This window comes from Acinetobacter sp. YH12027, from assembly GCF_013420085.1.
GTDB classification, from domain to species: Bacteria; Pseudomonadota; Gammaproteobacteria; order Pseudomonadales; family Moraxellaceae; genus Acinetobacter; species Acinetobacter amyesii.
Genome location: NZ_VOYW01000016.1, coordinates 17132 through 36781 on the forward strand (window position 1 = coordinate 17132; position 19650 = coordinate 36781).

The 19650-nt window shown below is 41.1% G+C and carries 16 protein-coding genes; 7 read left to right on the forward strand and 9 right to left on the reverse strand.

Going from position 1 to position 19650, the window contains the following annotated elements; translation table 11 throughout:
• Nucleotides 1–29 precede the first annotated feature (29 nt).
• The 5 genes from benD to catA all read right to left on the reverse strand — a co-directional run bounded on the left by benD (nt 30) and on the right by catA (nt 4850).
• Nucleotides 30–815, reverse strand: a complete 786-nt coding sequence (gene benD / locus FTT94_RS07600) for a benzoate diol dehydrogenase BenD (protein ID WP_180073801.1) — start codon at nt 813–815, stop codon at nt 30–32.
• A gap of 14 nt (nt 816–829) precedes the next feature.
• Entirely contained in the window at nt 830–1846 is a 1017-nt protein-coding gene (benC, locus tag FTT94_RS07605; RefSeq protein WP_180022863.1) for a benzoate 1,2-dioxygenase electron transfer component BenC, read from the reverse strand.
• Nucleotides 1847–1940: 94 nt separating this feature from the next.
• Complete coding sequence (benB, locus tag FTT94_RS07610; RefSeq protein WP_180111504.1) at nt 1941–2450, reverse strand: benzoate 1,2-dioxygenase small subunit; 510 nt, start codon at nt 2448–2450, stop codon at nt 1941–1943.
• On the reverse strand, nt 2447–3844 hold the full coding sequence (benA, locus tag FTT94_RS07615; RefSeq protein ID WP_180027181.1) for a benzoate 1,2-dioxygenase large subunit: 1398 nt from the start codon (nt 3842–3844) through the stop codon (nt 2447–2449). The genes benB and benA overlap by 4 nt, the downstream gene beginning before the upstream one ends.
• An 85-nt stretch (nt 3845–3929) precedes the next feature.
• Nucleotides 3930–4850 (reverse strand): catechol 1,2-dioxygenase, encoded by a 921-nt coding sequence (gene catA, locus FTT94_RS07620; RefSeq protein WP_078193335.1) that lies wholly within the window; start codon nt 4848–4850, stop codon nt 3930–3932.
• A 280-nt stretch (nt 4851–5130) separates the two neighbouring features.
• On the opposite strand from catA, the gene FTT94_RS07625 reads away from it, so the two are divergent.
• The 4 genes from FTT94_RS07625 (at nt 5131) to FTT94_RS07640 (ending at nt 11545) form a co-directional block, all read left to right on the forward strand.
• The gene (locus FTT94_RS07625; protein ID WP_180170527.1) at nt 5131–6045 is read left to right on the forward strand and encodes a LysR family transcriptional regulator; all 915 of its coding nucleotides are present in this window, start codon (nt 5131–5133) and stop codon (nt 6043–6045) included.
• Between the two features lie 191 nt (nt 6046–6236).
• A complete protein-coding gene (locus FTT94_RS07630; protein ID WP_180170528.1) occupies nt 6237–7610 on the forward strand; it encodes an MFS transporter in 1374 nt (457 codons plus the stop codon).
• 123 nt (nt 7611–7733) lie between these two features.
• Nucleotides 7734–9047, forward strand: coding sequence for a DcaP family trimeric outer membrane transporter (locus FTT94_RS07635; protein ID WP_180170529.1), 1314 nt, complete (start codon nt 7734–7736; stop codon nt 9045–9047).
• Nucleotides 9048–9415: 368 nt separating this feature from the next.
• Nucleotides 9416–11545: a TonB-dependent receptor domain-containing protein gene (locus tag FTT94_RS07640; protein WP_180170530.1), complete on the forward strand. Its 2130-nt coding sequence runs from the start codon at nt 9416–9418 to the stop codon at nt 11543–11545.
• Nucleotides 11546–11653: 108 nt separating this feature from the next.
• Here the strand turns inward: FTT94_RS07640 and FTT94_RS07645 are convergent, their stop codons facing one another.
• Complete coding sequence (locus tag FTT94_RS07645) at nt 11654–13090, reverse strand: amidase (RefSeq protein WP_180170531.1); 1437 nt, start codon at nt 13088–13090, stop codon at nt 11654–11656.
• Nucleotides 13091–13210: 120 nt separating this feature from the next.
• On the reverse strand, nt 13211–14635 hold the full coding sequence (locus tag FTT94_RS07650; RefSeq protein WP_180109357.1) for a PLP-dependent aminotransferase family protein: 1425 nt from the start codon (nt 14633–14635) through the stop codon (nt 13211–13213).
• A 197-nt stretch (nt 14636–14832) separates the two neighbouring features.
• Here FTT94_RS07650 and FTT94_RS07655 point away from each other — a divergent pair, with 197 nt between their 5' ends.
• A complete protein-coding gene (locus FTT94_RS07655; RefSeq protein ID WP_180170532.1) occupies nt 14833–15654 on the forward strand; it encodes a hypothetical protein in 822 nt (273 codons plus the stop codon).
• A 213-nt stretch (nt 15655–15867) separates the two neighbouring features.
• Here FTT94_RS07655 and FTT94_RS07660 read toward each other — a convergent pair whose 3' ends face one another.
• Together FTT94_RS07660 and FTT94_RS07665 are read right to left on the reverse strand one after the other, a co-directional pair.
• Entirely contained in the window at nt 15868–16026 is a 159-nt protein-coding gene (locus FTT94_RS07660; protein WP_168379604.1) for a hypothetical protein, read from the reverse strand.
• A 121-nt stretch (nt 16027–16147) separates the two neighbouring features.
• Complete coding sequence (locus tag FTT94_RS07665; RefSeq protein WP_218955996.1) at nt 16148–17029, reverse strand: LysR family transcriptional regulator; 882 nt, start codon at nt 17027–17029, stop codon at nt 16148–16150.
• Between the two features lie 163 nt (nt 17030–17192).
• Between FTT94_RS07665 and FTT94_RS07670 the strand changes: the two genes are divergently transcribed.
• Complete coding sequence (locus tag FTT94_RS07670; RefSeq protein ID WP_180170534.1) at nt 17193–18710, forward strand: CoA-acylating methylmalonate-semialdehyde dehydrogenase; 1518 nt, start codon at nt 17193–17195, stop codon at nt 18708–18710.
• A 15-nt stretch (nt 18711–18725) separates the two neighbouring features.
• The gene (gene mmsB, locus FTT94_RS07675) at nt 18726–19619 is read left to right on the forward strand and encodes a 3-hydroxyisobutyrate dehydrogenase (RefSeq protein WP_180114644.1); all 894 of its coding nucleotides are present in this window, start codon (nt 18726–18728) and stop codon (nt 19617–19619) included.
• Nucleotides 19620–19650: the final 31 nt, after the last annotated feature.

Consider the following 19650-nt stretch of genomic DNA (forward strand, 5'->3'; position numbering starts at 1 on the left):
TGTTGAATTTAACCAATGATTTTTAGAGATTAACCTTGATCTCCACCACCAACAGGGACGACTGTTCCTGTCATATAAGATGAATCATCGGATGCCAAAAATAAGATGGCATTGACTTGTTCCTGAATTGTGCCATAACGGCCTAAGAATGTGCGGTCAATGGTTTGATCGACCACGTCTTGCATCCATTGTTTTTCATGATCTGACAATGGGTTGGCGTTTCTAGGTACTTTTCGTGGTGGTGCTTCTGTGCCACCTGTGGCTACGGCATTGACTCGAATACCATCTTTTGCATGCTCAAAAGCAAGAGCAGCGGTTAAGCCATTGACCCCACCTTTTGACGCTGAATATGGCACACGGTTAATACCACGGGTTGCAATAGAAGATACATTTACAATCGTCCCTTGCTGATTTTGAATCATTTCAGGTAACACGGCTCGGCAGCACCACATAGTTGGAAATAATGAACGATTAACTTCCTTAATGATTTCTTCTTCTGAAAACTCTTGGAAGGGCTTCATCCAAATCGCACCTCCGACGTTATTGATCAAGATATCAATTCGGCCATATTTTTTAATGGCTTGGGTAGCAACTAATTGAGCGCCTGAATATGTTTCAAGATTGGCTTTAACAATAATGGCATCGCCATTATGGGCTTGAATATCGTTCAGCGTATCTTCAACAAAATCTGAAAGATCTGCCAATACCACTTGAGCGCCTTCTCGGGCCACTTGTAGTGCGACTCCACGACCGATACCTTGAGCGGCACCGGTTACAATGACAACTTTATTGCTAAATCTGGCTTGTTCTGACATTAAACTATTCTCCCTTAATTCGCTGAGAATTTTTCAAACAAGAAGTTTGCAGGTTTAACGCCTTCGGTATCTAACCAGCCACGTACAGCTTCAACCATCGGCACAGGACCACAGAGATAAATATCTACATCGCCGTTGTTTAACCAATCTTTTTCAACATGACTGGTCACATAGCCTTTACGTTCATGCTGTGACTCAGGGTGAGCGACCACAGTACGGTATTCGAACCAAGGGAGTTCGCTTTGTAATTCATCGAGCTTGTCTTTTGCCACGATGTCAAAGTCATTGGTTACGCCAAATACAAGACGAACAGGTTGTTCAGAACCTTTTTCTTCAAGCACTTGTAACATGGACATAAACGGCGCAATACCTGTACCACCTGCAAGCATGACCACAGGGCGGACGACATTACGCAGATAAAAACTACCAAAAGGACCTTTGAAGGTCATTTTGTCGCCGGCTTTCGCATCGGCACTCAGGAAGGTACTCATTTTTCCTTCAGGGACATTACGAACCACGAAGCCTGTTAAACGATTGCCCGGCTTTGAACTAAACGAATACGAACGAGTTTCTTCAGTCCCCGGAATGCCGACATTGACGTATTGACCTGCCAAGAAGTTAATGTCAGGTTGATCTTCATCCAGTTGAATATCAAAGGTAATCGTAGAATCCGACATATTTTCAACACGAGACAATGTACCTTGAAACTCATGAATTTCAGTTTTACACACGTCAGATGATGCACTGATTTGGAAAACCGCATCTGAACTAGGACGACATTGGCAAGCTAAAATATAACCTTGCTCTGCTTCTTCGGGGGTTAAAGCGTCTTCGATATAAGATTCTTCAGGCATGTCGTAAGTACCCGACTCACAAAATGCACGGCATGTCCCACATGCGCCATCACGGCAATCTAGAGGGATATTGATTTTTTGACGATAGGCTGCGTCGGATAGGGTTTCACCTTGAGCAACACTAATAAAACGAGTAACGCCATCTTCAAATTGAAGTGCAACATTATGGTTTGACATGGCTGAATATCCTTTTGAAAATCTGGTATAACGTGTCCTTTCAGCCAAATATCCTTCTGGCTGAAAGTAAAAACTTGCTTAGTGAAATAAGCTTTTAGAGGTGATAAATATCAATAACTTGGTTGATATAATCGTTTTTCAGAACAACATATTTGCTGAGGATTTTTGGCTGCTCACCTGAAAAATCAATTTCATAACGTGACATGCCAAAGTAGCTATAGTTGGTTTTGTAGCGGAAACTTAAGGTGTTCCAGTTAAAACGCACCGTTACTTTGTTGCCATCACGTTCAATAATCTCGACATTATTAATGTTATGGCTAGTTCGTGTATCCGGCATCGTGGCAGATGAACGCTCAGTTTTAATGCGGAAGACACGGTCTTCTAAACCTTGGCGGTCTGGATAATAAATCAAAGAAATCTCAGACTGCGGATCTTCCGTTAGGCGGTCGTCGTCATCCCAAGCTGGCATCCAAAATGATGCAGTTGGGGCATAGCACGCTAGCCATTCATCCCACTGTTCATCATCTAAAAAACGCGCTTCACGGTAGAGGAACTGAGATACAGCTTCAATGCTTACGCTGTCTAAATGTGCAGTTGCATTCATGCGACATCTCCTTGTTCATTTGCGACTTGTTCTGCCAATTCTTTTTCTTCAGCAATGGCATGTTTCATGGTTTTTAACCAATATTGATGCTGAGCAAGGTAAAGACCTTCATCTTCGGTTTTGATGCCACTTAATAGCGGTTTTAATCCAATTTCATTGGCTGCATCATCCGGTCCATGAATCCAGTGTTTTGAACCACGGCACATGTCGTTCCATTCCAGTTCAATCCCTGCATAACCTGCTTGGCAGGCACGGAATTCTTCTAAATCGTCAGGTGTTGCCATGCCTGAAGCATTAAAGAAGTCTTCATATTGACGAATACGACGTGTACGTGCTTCTGGCTCTTCACCGACAGGGGCGATACAGTAAATGGTGACTTCAGTTTTATTGACAGAAATCGGGCGTAAAACTCGAATTTGTGAACCGAATTGATCCATCAAATAGACGTTTGGATAAAGACATAGGTTACGTGAACGCTCGATCATCCATTTCGACATCGGTGCGCCGAATTTTTCGGTATATTCATCGGCTTTGCTAAAGTTTGGACGGTCTTCTGGGTTAGCCCATTGCGTCCATAACAACATGTGACCACTGTCAAAACCATAAGAACCACCGCCTTGCTTGCCCCAAGAACCCGCACTCATAGCACGAATATTATCCGCTGCTTGTGCTTCTTTACGGTGCTGTGTGGTGGCTGCATAGTTCCAATGCACGGCTGAAACGTGATAGCCATCTGCGCCATTTTCAGCTGTCAGTTTCCAGTTACCTTCATAGGTATAGGTAGATGAACCACGTAAAACTTCTAAACCATTTTCCGACTGACCTTCGATCATGTCGATAATTTTGGTGGTTTCACCTAAGAATTCTTCAAGGCTTGGCACATCAGGATTTAAGCTACCAAATAAAAAGCCTTTATAACTTTCAAAGCGCGCGACTTTTTTCAAGTCATGTGAACCATTTTGGTTAAAGCAATCTGAATAACCCGCTTCGGCAGGGTCTTTAACTTTGAGCAATTTACCTGAGTTATTAAAAGTCCAACCATGGAATGGACAGGTGTAGGTTGCTTTATTGCCTTTTTTATAACGACATAACTGTGCGCCACGGTGTGAGCAGGCATTGATCATGGCATTCAGTTCACCATTACGGTTACGTGCAATGATAATGGGCTGGCGACCGATATGAGTCGTGTAATAATCATTGTTATTTGGAATTTGGCTTTCATGTGCCAAATACACCCAGTTACCTTCAAAAATGTATTTCATTTCAAGATCAAATAACGCTTGATCGGTAAATACTGAGCGGTGCAGTTTAAATTCACCAGTGTCAAAATTATCGACAAGAAGTTCATCAATACGATCTAGATGGCTGGTGTTAATTACAGGAATACGTGGCATGTCCATTCTCCGACTGTCCAATGAGGGGATAGTCGCCGAGTTGTCAAACTTGGATGAGACAGCTCGGCTTCCTTTGAGTGAGTAATTAAGCGCTAGCGCGTCGACGATCTACTTCAGTATTTGGTGCAGCAGCTTGTTCTTTAACTAACTCAACATTAAAGCTAATGTGCTTAAACGGTTGGTTTAGACCACGACGTGCAATTTCAGCTTCGTCTGTGATATCAACAGCAGTTGCCACCAGACCATCACGAGTTGCAAAGGCAAAGTCGTCCCAAAGGTATTTGTCACCTTCGATGTTGAATTGAGTGGTTAGCTTGCGGTAACCCGGTGCAGAGATAAAATAATGTACATGTGATGGACGGTTACCATGACGGCCTAATTTGTCTAAAACAAATTGAGTTGTGCCTTCTGGAGGACAGCCATAACCAACGGGCATCGTGGTTTGTGCAACATATTTTCCGTCTTGGTCAGAAAGAATCGTACGGCGAAGGTTGAAGTCAGATTGAGACTTATCAAAGAAAGAATAGTTACCTAGGCTGTTGGCATGCCAAATTTCAACTTTAGCGCCTTCAATGATGTTGCCTTCGGTATCCGTTACTGTACCTTCAATAAACAGTGTTGGAATTTTATCGGTTTCCGTACCATCATCCATACGAGCAAAGCCCACTGATTCAGGTGCGCCAGCCACATATAAAGGGCCTTCAATGGTACGTGGTGTACCACCTGTAATACCTGCTTTCGCATCAGCTTCATCCGCACGTAAATCAAGATAGTGCTCTAAACCTAAACCTGCGGCTAAAAGACCTAATTCGTTTGCTTGACCCGCGTCTGTAAAATACTCTAGACCTTTCCATAGTTCAGTTTGAGTAATATCCAGATCTTCAATCGCTTGGAATAAATCACCCAATAAACGTACCACAACTTGCTGTACACGTTGGTCAACAGGCCCTGTTGCTGTATCTACGTTCATTTGTTTAACCAGAACATCAATCTCTTGACGGTTCATACTATATCTCCTTAAGTATGCATTTAAGTATGGGTGGCTATCACTCGATAAAAGAGGTCTTTGGCTGCCACGTTCCTTGTTTGGTTGTCTAACAATACTTTTTAAGTTGTTTCGTGTAGCAGCTGAAGTTTCTTTCAGGTATGGGCTGCACGATGTTTTTGATCTGTTGGATGGGATTAAATTTGCTTAATCCTGTCTATGTGATATACCTTAAAAGAATAAAATCTTCACGTCGAAGATCAAATTTGCATTTTATTATACTTAATAGGTATCGATAACCATGGAACTAAGACACTTAAGATACTTTGTCGCGGTGGTTGAAGAGCAGAGTTTTACCAAAGCGGCAGAAAAACTATATATAGCTCAACCACCTTTGAGTCGGCAGATTCAAAATTTGGAACATGAGCTTGGAATTCAGTTATTTGAACGCGGTAGCCGTCCGCTTAAGACTACAGAAGCAGGCCAATTTTTTTATCATCATGCTTTAAAACTTTTGTCTAATGCAGAAGAAATTAAATCAATGACGAAACGAATCGGTTTGACAGAAAGAACAGTGACAATCGGTTTTGTGAGCTCTTTATTGTTTGGTTTACTCTCGAATATTTTGTACTTATTTAAACAACAACATCCACATTTAAAAATAGAAATGGAGGAAATGGCCACCACAGAACAAATCAAAGCATTAAAGGAAGGTCGTATAGATGTCGGCTTTGGGCGTTTGCGTATTTCAGACTCTGCAATTAAACGGGTTTTACTGCGTGAAGAACGCTTAGTAGTTGCCTTACACGCTAGTCATCCTTTGGCACAAAAAAAGGAAGGTATATATCTTGCAGATCTGATCGATCAGCAATTGATTTTTTATCCAAATCACAACAAACCAAACTTTTCGACCCAAGTGCGTGGCATATTTTCAGAGTATGGTCTGGAACCTAAAAAAGTACGTGAAGTACGTGAATTACAACTGGCACTAGGCTTTGTTGCAGCGAACGAAGGGGTTTGTATCACCCCAATGAGTGCCCAAAGTGTGCAATTAACACATTTAACCTTTGTTCCGATCTTAGATGAAGCCGCGATTAGCCCTGTATTTATGGCTGTGCGTAATATGGATGAAAGCGAAGATATTCGTGGTTTATTTGATAGTGTTTATCAAGTGTATGATTTAGAAGCGATTCCATATGATCGTGCTGTGTTTTGAGTATGCTGTCGCTAGACGTTCAGATGAACTGCACTTATGAAAAGATCTATTTAAATAAAGCGGAATCAAGGGATTAATTTGTATTCAACTTTTTAGGTATACAAACATGCCTAATCGGTTTTGGACATTAAGCACCGACTTATTCATTGTGAAAAGCGAATTTTACAAGCTTCACAATTAGGAGGTGGGCTATGCAAAACCAGAAAATTAATATTAATACCTTGGTTGATGAAGCCAAATTTACGCCATTTCATTGGGGTGTTTTAATTTGGTGTCTTTTGATTATTATTTTTGATGGTTATGACTTGGTGATCTATGGCGTTGCCTTACCGTTGTTGATGCAAGAGTGGTCATTATCTGCGGTACAAGCCGGCTTACTGGCAAGTACGGCTTTATTTGGCATGATGTTTGGTGCCATGTGTTTTGGCACACTGTCCGATAAAATTGGTCGTAAAAAAACCATTATGATCTGTGTCAGTATTTTTAGTGGTTTTACCTTCTGCGGCGCTTTTGCAAGTACGCCAGTCGAGTTTGGTATTTTACGCTTTCTTGCCGGTCTAGGCATCGGTGGCGTTATGCCGAACGTTGTGGCGTTAATGACAGAATACGCACCAAAACGTATACGTAGTACCTTGGTTGCACTGATGTTTAGTGGTTATGCCATTGGTGGTATGGCTTCAGCATTATTGGGAGCTTGGTTAGTGCCTGTATATGGCTGGAAAATCATGTTTTATATTGCGATTATTCCATGTCTTGCATTGCCTTTAATCTGGAAATTCCTCCCTGAGTCATTGATGTATTTAACCTCAAAGCATCAAACAGATACGACTCGAACGATTGTCTCAAAAATTGCCCCTGAACAAGTCCTCACAACAGATACTCAATTTGTACTCAATGAGGTTTCTGAAGAAGACAACGCTCCGTTAAAAGCATTATTTCAACAAGGCCGTAGTTTCAGTACGTTCATGTTCTGGATTGCATTTTTCATGTGCTTATTGATGGTTTATGCACTTGGAAGTTGGTTACCAAAATTGATGATTCAAGCTGGCTATTCGCTAGGTGCAAGTATGATTTTCCTCTTTGCACTGAATATTGGTGGAATGGTAGGTGCTATTGGTGGTGGTGCTTTGGCAGACCGATTCCATATCAAGAAAGTACTAAGCATCATGTTCATGTGTGGCGCATTGGCTTTAATCTTACTGGGCTTTAACAGTCCGCAAATGGTTCTGTATACCTTAATTGCTGTAGCAGGCGCAGCTACCATCGGTTCGCAAATCCTACTTTATACCTTTGTCGCACAATACTACCCAACCACGGTACGTTCTACAGGTATGGGCTGGGCATCGGGTATTGGACGAATTGGTGCAATCGTTGGACCTGTGCTTACAGGGGCACTGTTAACCATGAATTTGCCGCATCAAATGAACTTCTTGGTGATAGCCATTCCCGGTGTCATTGCTGCTTTAGCGATCTTTATGGTGAATTTGCAAGCGTCAGTAGAGGCATCTACTCAAGGTCAATCACGAAAGATCAATACACAAGCCATTAAAAATCCAGCGAATTAAGCCGGTATTTAAAGATTTAACATTACCCCAAAATTTTAGTTTCCAGGCCTGATGCACAGCATGAGGGCTAGTGGGAATTGTGACAAAAAATAAGGAAAGGGCATCGCCCAAATCGAGGTCAGGATGAAAACTCAAAAGCTAAATTTAGTCAAAAAAACCTTTAAAATTAAACCGATGCTACTGGCTTGTGCAGCTGTGTTCCCCATGTGGACACATGCGGCAGTCAGCGAGGCTGAAGTTGAACAGTTGCGTGAAGAAGTCAAAGCGTTAAAAGCCATGATGCAGCAATATGTTCAACAACAAAACACCTTGTCGAGTGAAATCAAAGATGTAAAACAACGACCTGTAGTTGCTGCACAGACTCAAAAAACGACTCAAACACCGAGCCTGAGTTTAAATACCAAATCGGGCGCTGAGTTTAACTTGTATGGCAATGTGCGTGCAGATGCATCTTATCAGGCAGAAGGCGGCAGCTTATCTCGCCTGTATAACCAAATGAATAGTGTTCCGCTAGAAGGGAATGCTGAAAGTTCAGATCGTTTAAAAGCAACACTTGCTGCCACACGTTTAGGACTAGACTTTAAAACGCCGACTCAAGTGGGCGATGTAGGCGGTAAAATTGAAGTCGACTTTTTGGGTGCGAATGATGGACTGCGGATTCGTCATGCCTATTTGACCTATGGTGATTGGTTGGTGGGGCAAACATGGTCTAACTTTGCTGTACCTGATTATATGCCTGAAACCATTGATGCATTGGGCTATGTCGGTGGTGCTGTTAAACGTACACCGCAAGTTCGCTATAGTCACAAATTTAGTCCTGAGACAAATCTAGTACTTGCCGCAGAAGATTCTAAGGATGACAGCTCAAATATGCGTTTGCCTGCATTAACAGCGCGTTTAAACCATAAAATGACAGATACACTCATGTTGAGCGCACGTGCGATGGGTGCTGAAAAGAAAACGGATACGGATACAGAAACCGCATGGGGGCTTGGTCTGGGCGCAAAACTAGATTTGACGGATAAAACAGTGCTCAAGGCGGATTATTACCATGTCAAAGGCGACAGTAGTTTTGTGTCATGGACCAACCAAGGCTTTGTCACTAATGCGGATAAAGACATCATCGCAACCAATGAATTTGACTCGATTACAGTAGGTTTAACTCAACAAATTTCAACACAATGGCGCGGAACATTGGGCTATGGTTATATGAAAGCAGATAATAATGCAGATTATGTCAATTCATTAGTCGATAAAACCAAGGCCAATAAAAACTTGTGGCAAGCATGGGCAAATGTATTTTACAGCCCTGTTAAGCCGATTAGTTTAGGTCTGGAATATGTCTATGGTGAACGTGAAGCTTTTGGTGCTGCGCCAAATGGCAGTACTAAGGGTGAAGATAACCGAATCAATGCGGTCGCGATGTACAACTTCTAATGCCGTTACAGAGAATTGTTTAATTTAAATTGCCTTAGAAATTTCAATATCAATTTAACGAGAGCGTGATTGAAAGTATGTTCAGGTTTTGACATCTGACTTTCCGACAATCTTTCAATGCGTGCTCTCAATCCATACATGCCCTTGATCTTTATCGATTGAGGGCTTTTATCTTATTTAGAAACTTTTATTTTTGACTAAAAAATATAATTATCTGTTTTATTTCATTTAACAAATCATTTGAATATAAAAATACGAAGAAGGATATTGATAAAAATCATGAATTTTGAAATATTTTGATACATACATGACGATAAAACACACTACAATCCTTGCCGTCAATTTCGTTTCACTTAGAAGACGCAATCATGGATGTCCCTCAATTTTCCAAATATAACAACACGTCACTTAAGCTTTTAAGCCTGATGATGCTCACCGCGATGGCACCATATAGTGTTGCAGATAGCAATGTATTACCTGAAATTATCATCAACGTTGAACAAAGTTCAATGGATGAACAAATAAAAAAAGCACTAACCAAAGTAAATGGTGCAACCAATGCGATCGTTGCAGCAGACATTCAAGATATACCGAAGCGAACAAATGCTGATTTATTTAAAAATCAACCGGGGATTTACGCGGCATCTTCAGGAAATGAAGGGGTGAAACTGTCGATACGTGGCTCGGGGATCAATCGTGCACCGGGGGCGCATGCTTCAGGGTTGTATGTAACCTTAGATGATTTGCCATTTACAGGGCCAGGAGGAACACCTTATGAACTGCTTGAGCCGCTGTGGGTAGACCATATAGAGGTTTTACGAGGGGCTAATGGTTTAACACGTGGCGCATTAAGCTTGGGTGGTCTAATTAATTATACCAGCCCAACCGGAAATAATGCAGCAAAACTGTCAGTGCATCATGAAATGGGTAGCCACGGTTATCAAAAAAGTGAAATCAGCTCAGGACAACAAATCGGTGACTTAGACTATTATGTTTCATTAACACAAAGTGATGATGATGGTTATCAAGATCATTCCTCAAGCCATAGCAAAGGTATATCGGCCAATGTGGGATATCAAATAAACCCTAACCTAGATACACGTTTTTATCTGCGTTACCGAGAGACTGAACACCAAACGCCGGGACGTCTAACCCAACAACAGATTGAACAAAATCCAAAACAAGCAGTAGCCCTAAATATCTCGCTAAAAAACAATCGTCCGCAGCCGGGAAGTCTTTGGTTGGCGAATAAAACCAATATGACTTTGGACTCGGGCGATCGTTTACAGTTGGGTCTGGCCTATCATCATTATCCGATGGATTTGCAAGAAGGGTTGTATAGTACTGATGTTGACTATGATGATATCAGTACCTTATTTAACTACCAATTTGACCGAATCTTGTGGGGGCATGAAAGCCAAAATACTTTAGGTTTTCGTAGTACTACGCATTTGCCAGTTGGTCAGGTCGTTGAACGTTTGCGTGTTGCGCAAGGCGCCTATGCTGCGGGTACAGAAACGCGGCATTACACCTACCAAGGTGGTGACTATGTTTTACATTATGCCAATGCCTTGGCACTACACCCACAGTTTTGGCTCGATAGTCGAGTTGCATTGGCGTACACCCATCGTGAAAGTGAAGTGACATGGCCTGTGCAAAGTCATAAAGAAAATATTCGTGAATGGAATGTCCTGCCATCGCTTGGTTTTCGATATCAAATCCAACCTGAAACTCAGCTCTTTGCCAATGTCAGTCGAAGCTTAGAAGCACCACATCCTTGGGCTTTAATTTGGGGTTCGGATCAAAAGTTCCCCGACGAAAGTGGCGCAGCAACGGGACGCCAAAGTGCTCCGATACATTTGAATAGTCAGACAGCGAACACTCTTGAACTAGGTGGGCTTGGTCAACATGCACTGGGTGAGTGGAATATTGCATATTACTATTCACAGGTTAAAAATGAACTATTGGCCGTTGAAATCCAATCAGAGCCTAAAAAGATTATTGCTGAATCAAATGCTTCAGACACCATCCATCAAGGGATTGAAGTCGGTTTAAACAGTTCACTTTGGCAAAATGATACATATGGACAAGTTCAACTAAAACAAGCCTATACCTTGAATGATTTTCACTATAAAAATGATGCGGTATTTGGAAAAAATGAGCTTGCAGGAATACCTAAACATATCTATCAGGCTGAACTTAAATACGAACATCCTTTAGGCTTTTATGCTGCGGTCAATACACTTTATGCCGCAAAGGTCGCAACTGACTATGCCAATAGTGTCTATACAAAAGATTGGCAAATTTGGGGAGCATCGTTCGGTTATATACAACCGCAAAAACAGTATATGGCGTGGTTGGATTTCAGAAATATAGCTAATAAAAAATATGCATCTACCGTCACACCGGGTTATAACGATGCCGGCAAAGATCCTGCTCGTTTAACACCGGGTGAAGGTCGGGCGGTATATGCAGGACTGACGTATCATTTTAATTAAGCATCTTGTATTCAAATACAGTGATCCCTTAAAAAGCCTTATTCTGCGGATTTAAAAATAAAAAAGGGAGCCAATCAGCTCCCTTTTTTTAAATCTTTGATTGAGTTGTTAAGCAGTACGAGGCATATCTTGAATACGTCGCCATGGCTGAGCTTCTTCAATTTCATACGCTAGTTCGATCAAGGTTTTTTCATCACCGACATCGGCTGAAATTTGCATACTGATCGGTAGTCCGTCGTTTTGCGTTTCTCCCATAGGAATCGACATACCCGGCGCACCCACCACATTTTGGATAGGTGTAAATGTCACATAGTTCTGTATACGCTCAAATAACTGGTCAAACGGTAATTGAGGTGACAAATAGCCAATTTTAGGTGTGGTATGTGCAAGTACAGGCGATAGCAAAACGTCATAATGCTTAAAGATTTCACGATATTGTTGCTGCATTTTCTTTAATCGATACAGAAATAGCGGGGTTTTATAAAAGTTCTTTTTATACAACTTCGATAAACCAACGGTTAAGTGATCTAACTCTTTTGGATTAAAGTCAGCGCCAAAGATTTTCTTGCCAAAGGTACTCAGTAAAAAGGATAACATCCCCCAATATTCACTAAAATCTTCAACAAAGCTTAAGGCAAAAGGTAACTGAAGTTCTTCAACATGATGGCCTAATTTTTCCAAGAGTGCTGCACTATGCATTAAGGTTGCAGTTGTTTCGCTATCTATTTGCCCTGTAATCGATTGCGGGACTAAACCGATGCGTAGTCGACGTTTAGAAGGGCCATGAATCATGCCTATGCGTGGCAGTTTTTTATTGTAATAACTTGACTCCATTCCTGCATAGAAATGCGCTGTATCGCGTATGCTACGGGTTAGGACACCTTCACTGATGATATTAATCGGAAGAGAGCCTGCTGCTTCACTGTCATAAGTACGACCACGACTAGGCTTTAATCCAATCAAACCGCAGCATGCAGCAGGGATACGAATCGAACCACCGCCATCATTGGCATGGGCAATCGGCACTACACCGGCTGCAACGAGAGCTGCAGAACCGCCAGAAGACGCGCCGCAGGAATAACTTAGATTCCAAGGGTTATAGGTGGCTGAGCCATCTTTATATTCGGTACTGGCATTTAGACCAAATTCAGGGAGCTTAGATTTTCCTAATACGACAAACCCTTGATCTAAGATTTGTTGGCTAATTTGAGGATTACGATCGGCTGGTTTTGAACCTATGGCCTTTGAACCATGGCGTGATGGCAATCCTTGATAATCTAGATTATCTTTAAAGAAAAAAGGGACGCCCGCAAATAGACCATGTTCAACATATTGATTTTGCTCTAAAGCACGCTGAAAACAGTCCAATTCAATGGCATTTAGATACGGATTGACTTGTTCCGCACGTGCAATGGCCGCTTGTGTTATTTCCTGTACAGAGGCTTCTTTAGATTTGATGAGCTGTGCAATCCCCACAGCATCTAGATCTGTGAGTACATCCGAACTAAAGGCATGTATGCGTTGACTGTGTTTGTGATCTTCCATGAACTAACCTATTTGTTTTTTGAATTTTGGTAAATGTTGAATGAATTCGTTGTTATCTCAACAACAAATATATGTATTTGAACAATATCTGTTTGAGCATAATAATGACAATAAAAATTGTCAAATATTCGTCTGATCTGAGGAAAGTGCAGAGATTGTACTAAGGAGGGCATCTAAAGCCTGTTGAATCTCATCCTTCCATGCAAAGGAACAATTTAAACGGATATATTGAGTTTTGGCTTCCGCAACATTAAATAAACGGCCTGGAGCAACGCCAATCTGCTGTTGAATTAGGGCTTCATAGACTGCCATACTTTCAACATTTTCCGGTAGTTTTAACCAAAGAAAATAACCACTTGGATGATATTGTAATTTGCATCCAGTCGGTAGGCGGCTTTCTAAATAACGGTAAAACTGTAATTTATGCTGTTGTAGACTTTTTCTTAAGACCCTTAAATGTTTTTCATAATGATAATTTGAAATAAATTCCACCAAGGCATTTTGCAATAAGGTATTAACGGAAATCGTGCTCATAAGCTGTAAGTGTTGAATCGCTTGAGAATATTTACCCGCATGCACCCAACCGACCCGAAATGCAGCGCCCAACGTTTTAGAAAAAGAAGAGCAATGTAAGACCATATTATTTTGGTCAAAATATTTCATTGAAACAGGTTTCTTAGAGGCATAATGCATTTCCTCATACACATCGTCCTCAATTAAATGCACATGATATTGGTGTAATAACACGGCAATTTTTTGCTTGATTTCATCACTCACTGTGAAGCCAACAGGATTATGCGAATTCAGCATCAGCCAACAGATCTTGACGGGATAAGTTTTTAAAATATGTTCAAATGCGGTTAAATCAAAACCGTCTTGTGGATGTTCAGGTAAGGTCACCACTTTAAGGCCTAAGCGCTCTGCAGCTTGCAAGGCGCCATAGAAAATATTTTGCTGTAACACAATATAGTCACCCGGTGAAGCTATTGCCTGTAAGGAAAGATTCAGTGCATCCATACAGCCTGAGGTAATCACAATATCCTCTGGATCTGTGGCAATGCCTTGCATGCAATAGCGCTGTGCAATTAACTTACGTAGGGCTAAATTACCAGGTGGAAGATTATCAATGGCATCGTAACTTTTGGAATTTCGGGAAATTTGCCCCATGATTTGGGTTAACTTTTTAGAAAAAACAATGTCTTGAGCTGGAAAAGCTGATCCCAAGGGAATGGTTTTTTCATCTTGTATTGATTTTAAATACTTAAATACTAGTGAGTTAATTTCAACCGGTGTGTTTAAGGACACGATTTGAGTTTGTTCAGCCTCTATTTCGACTAAGCCTTGCGCCACATAGTAGCCAGATTTCTCACGTGCATAGATTAAGCCACGCGATTCTAACTCCTGATAAGCATTCATGACTGTGATTAAACTAAAGCCGGACAACTGCACTTGTTCACGCAAAGACGGGAGCTTTTCGTGCGCTTTTAAAGTGCCATTTTCAATCAGTTGACGTAGGTGCTGAGCAAGCTGTTCCGATTTATACATAGTCATCAACAAGACAAGATTCTGTTATAAATATATCAGTAAAATTAATTGTGCATTATATTTTTATAACAGATGAGTCTGTACTGTTATATGTTTTTTCAAATTCACTGTATCTAGTTTTAAGCTTGAATTTTTTATAAGGTGTATTGACAACAACACTTGTGGCGTCAAATGGTATGGAAGTTAGGGAGTTGAGTATGTTTAAAGCCAGTGAATTAGAACTGTTACAACATTTACTGGTGGATGTTCCATTGACAGATTCAACGCTGCATCTGCTGCAACAACAGCATACTAATTTAGAAGCGGTGCTGTTACGCAGTCGAATTTTGCGACAAGTACAGCAAGTGGGCTATGTCAGTATTTGTCAGGAGCATATGCACGCCAAGGCTGAAAATGCGGCTTTTTTATTTGCACCCTTTATCTTAGCGAATTTGAATCAGAAGGTGATCTACGCTACACCGCAAAGCCCTGAAAATGTTGCAATATTAAATCGTTATTATCATGCTGAGGCTAAACTTAGCGCATTTAAAGTTGATGATGTTTTATCGGGACTAAATGTCTACATTGAGCTACATAAAGAACAACTATCGCCAGCAGAATACTTCTATTTTGGTTTGATCAATAGCTTATGTAATCCGAAAGTTTCCAAAATCATTTGTATTACACATCTACATATCGACTTAGAAAAATTAAAACAGCTCGCTGAATTTTTAGATGTTGAAATCCATGTCTTGGCGGATAAAGTTGAACCGATTGATTTTGATCTAAATCAAATCAATATGTTAAAGCTGCTATTTAAAGACAAAGATCAGCAATATATCGATTTATGCCAAAAATTTTCGTTTATTAACGCCAAAATTTTACAACGATTAGGTTTATATGAGTTTGACCGTTCGCAAGTCTTGGTAGAAGACATGTTTTATTCAGAGCATATCTTTGAAAAAATGTCGGTCTACGTGAATACATTCAAACGCATCTTCAGCACCAAGTTAAAAAACCGAGTCCTGCATAAGCGATAAAGATGACTAATTAAGTTTATAGCTGTGAATTGATCACTTTAAAAATGCAAAAAGCTTGTAAATCTAGACTTACAAGCTTTTTTTAAATTCAAATTTAAACCAATTTATTTGGCCTAATGATCCGATTAATACTTTATGAACTGATCATGAGCAAACATGAAATGTAAGATATTCATGCAATAGCGAGTTGCAATAAGTGAATAATACTGTCGCTTAAGGTAGATAGGAATTATCTGCACCAACGACAAACGCTACACCAATACAGAATAAAAGCACATAGATCGAGAACCAAATAATGGCACGTTTAAAGGCCTTATCTGAAATTTCACTGTCTGCATATTTTTGCGGTTTTTTAGGCTCTTGATTGCTCATAAGATGTACTCTAAATCCATAATGGTTATAGGTGATTATTGGGGTATATCACTTAAAAGCATAGATACAACATTCATCTAAATTTCTATAACAGTTATAGTTTAGAAGAAGCCATCCTGACTTAATCCATTAATAAACTATGATATTGATCGGTTCTTTTTCTCAAAAAGTCCCAGACCAGCTTAATGCGCGGCTCATGCTGTAAATCGACTAAGGTCAGCATCCAAAAGGTATGCACAAAACGAACATCTTGCGCCAAGACTTGTTCTAATTCGGGTTTTTCCTCGGCCAAAAATTTGGGCAATATTGCCAATCCTGCACCCGCACTCACGGCAATTTGTTGTGCCAAAATACTGCTACTTCTAAAGTTAGCATTGAGCTGAATAGGTAAGCGCTCTAAACAATACAGTTCTGGGCTATAGACTAGATCATCTATATAGTTCACAAAAGTGTGTGATTTTAAATCTTCTAATGTATGAATGGGTTGCATGTTTTTTAGGTATTCTTTACTGCCATAAATCTTTAAACAATAGTCTGCTAGTCGAGTAATGATATAGGGGCCGGATTTCGGCCGATCAATTGAAATAACAATATCTGCTTCACGATGTGAAAGCTTGATCATTTTCGGCACTGGAATAAGGTCAATAGTCAGTAGAGGGTATTTTTTGGACAATTCTGCCAAGAGCTGTGTCAAAAATGCTGTTCCAAATCCTTCGGGTGTGCCAATTCGCACACGACCTTGCATAGGTTGGTTAGGTTTTTCGATTTGTAAAAATGCCTGTTCCATTTGTTCTACCCGAGGAACCAGTGCCAAACCTTCTAAAGTGAGCTCATAACCTTTGGCTTCACGTTTAAATAATGGCGTGCCTAAAGCCAGTTCTAGCGCATGTATACGTCTAGAAACTGTACTGTGCTCAACACCGATAATACGTGCGGTATTGGTTAGGGTTTTCGCACGAGCCAAAACCAAAAAATACTGTAAATGATCCCAATCTACTTTCATTGTTATTGTCATCCCTGTGCATATTTGCACATCAATCGTGCGTGAATCTCTATTGGTAGTCAAAATTTTCTTTGCTAGTTTGAAGTGAATTGGAAAATATAAATATAAGGCTTTTGGATATTTTCTAAGTCAGTACAAAACAATAAGTGCCTATGGAGAGGTCATGAACACAATGTCAAATATTCAGTCAGCGACGGCTAAATTATTAATTAACGGTAAATTTATAGAGTCAAACACTACAGAGTGGCAAGACATTCTAAATCCTGCAACTCAAGAGGTTTTGGGTCGTGTTCCAATGGCGACTATGGAAGAAGTGGATGCAGCGATTGCTTCAGCGCAAGAGGCTTTTAAAACATGGCGCTTAATGCCTGTTCAAGCACGTATGCGCATTATGCTGAAGCTACAAGATCTCATCCGTAGCAATATGAAAGAGATTGCCCGCGTACTGACTGCTGAGCAAGGAAAGACACTTGCAGATGCTGAAGGTGATATTCAACGTGGTTTAGAAGTCGTTGAGCATGCGTGTTCGGTTGGCACACTTCAAATGGGCGAATATATAGAAGGTGTTGCACGTGGTGTGGATACCTATACCTTGCAGCAACCTTTGGGTGTATGTGCAGGAATTACGCCATTTAACTTTCCTGCGATGATTCCACTGTGGATGTTCCCAATGGCGATTGTCAGTGGAAATACCTTTGTTTTAAAGCCATCTGAACAAGATCCATTATCGACCATGATGCTTGTAGAACTTGCGATTGAAGCCGGTATTCCAGCAGGCGTATTGAACGTAGTGCATGGTGGTAAAGACGTTGTTGATCGTTTATGTACACATCAAGCTATTAAGGCCATTTCATTTGTAGGCTCTACAGCCGTTGGTACACATGTATATAACCTTGCAGGACAGCATGGAAAACGTGTGCAGTCGATGATGGGGGCCAAAAACCATGTGGTGGTAATGCCGGATGCCAATAAAGAACAAACTTTAAATGCCCTCGTTGGTGCAGCATTCGGTGCGGCAGGTCAGCGTTGTATGGCTTTGTCGGTTGCTGTCATGGTTGGTGAAAGTAAAGAATGGGTCAATGAACTGGTTGAAAAAGCCAAAACGCTGAAGGTCAATGCAGGGCATGAGCCGAATACCGATATTGGCCCAGTTATTTCACCTCGCGCAAAAGCACGTGTACTGGATTTAATTCAAAGCGGTGTAGAACAAGGCGCAGAACTGTTGCTGGATGGTCGTGATGTTCAAGTCATTGGCTATGAGCAAGGAAACTTTGTCGGAGCAACGATTTTTAATCAAGTTTCAACCGATATGCGCATCTATACCGAAGAGATCTTTGGACCCGTATTAGCCATTATTCATGTCGATACTCTGGAGCAGGCGATTGAATTGATTAATGCCAATCCATTTGGCAACGGTGTTGGACTATTTACACAAAGCGGTGCAGTCGCTCGTACATTCCAAAGCGATATCGATATTGGTCAAGTGGGTATCAACATTCCAATTCCTGTACCTGTACCTTTCTTTAGCTTTACAGGATCGCGTGGTTCAAAACTGGGTGACTTAGGTCCATATGGTAAGCAAGCAGTTCAGTTCTATACACAAACCAAAACCATCACCAGTCGTTGGTTCGAAGATACACAAGAAAAAGGTGAAGTGAATACCACCATTAACCTACGTTAATTTAGGAGTTCAAGGATGAATATTGCCTTTATCGGTTTAGGAAACATGGGCGGAAAAATGGCTCAAAACCTACTCAAAGCAGGTTTTACGGTTTACGGTTTCGACTTAAGCGAAATTGCGATTCAGCATTTTACTGAAGCAGGTGGCATCGTTTGCCAAAGCCCACAAGATGCCGCGAAACAAGCAGATGTCGTGATTAGCATGTTGCCTGCTGCCAAGCATGTCAAAGAGGTGTACTTGGGAGAAAATGGTGTATTGGCGGTAATGAAAGCAGGAAGCTTATGTATCGATAGCAGTACCATTGATCCGCAAACCATTAAGGATATAGCCGAGGCGGGTGCTGCACATCAGATAAAAATCTGTGATGCACCTGTTTCAGGCGGAACTATTGGTGCTCAGGCAGGTACATTAACCTTTATGGTCGGTTCGGATGATCAAACCTTTGAAAAAACCAAAGCGGTATTGGGCCACATGGGTAAAAACATTGTGCATTGTGGTGATGTGGGTGCAGGTCAAATTGCGAAAATTTGCAATAACTTGATTCTTGGTATTTCCATGGCAGCCGTTGCTGAAGGTATGGCACTCGGTGCGCGTCTGGGAATTGATCCTCAAGCCTTAGCGGGTGTGGTGAATAGTTCGAGTGGACGTTGCTGGAGTTCGGATGTATGTAATCCATGGCCGGGTATCTCAGCAAATGCACCTGCGGGACGTGGTTATACCGATGGTTTTGCAACTCAGTTGATGTTGAAAGATTTAGGATTGGCTGTAGAAGCCGCAGGACAAGTCAAACAGCCAATTATTTTAGGCGGACTGGTTCAGCAGATGTATCAACAGTTGTGTTTACAAGGTAATGCACACTTAGATTTTTCCAGCATCGTGCAGCAATACTTACCTAAGGACGCTGAATAATCGCATTGAACTTTTAAATCTAGCCTAGGGA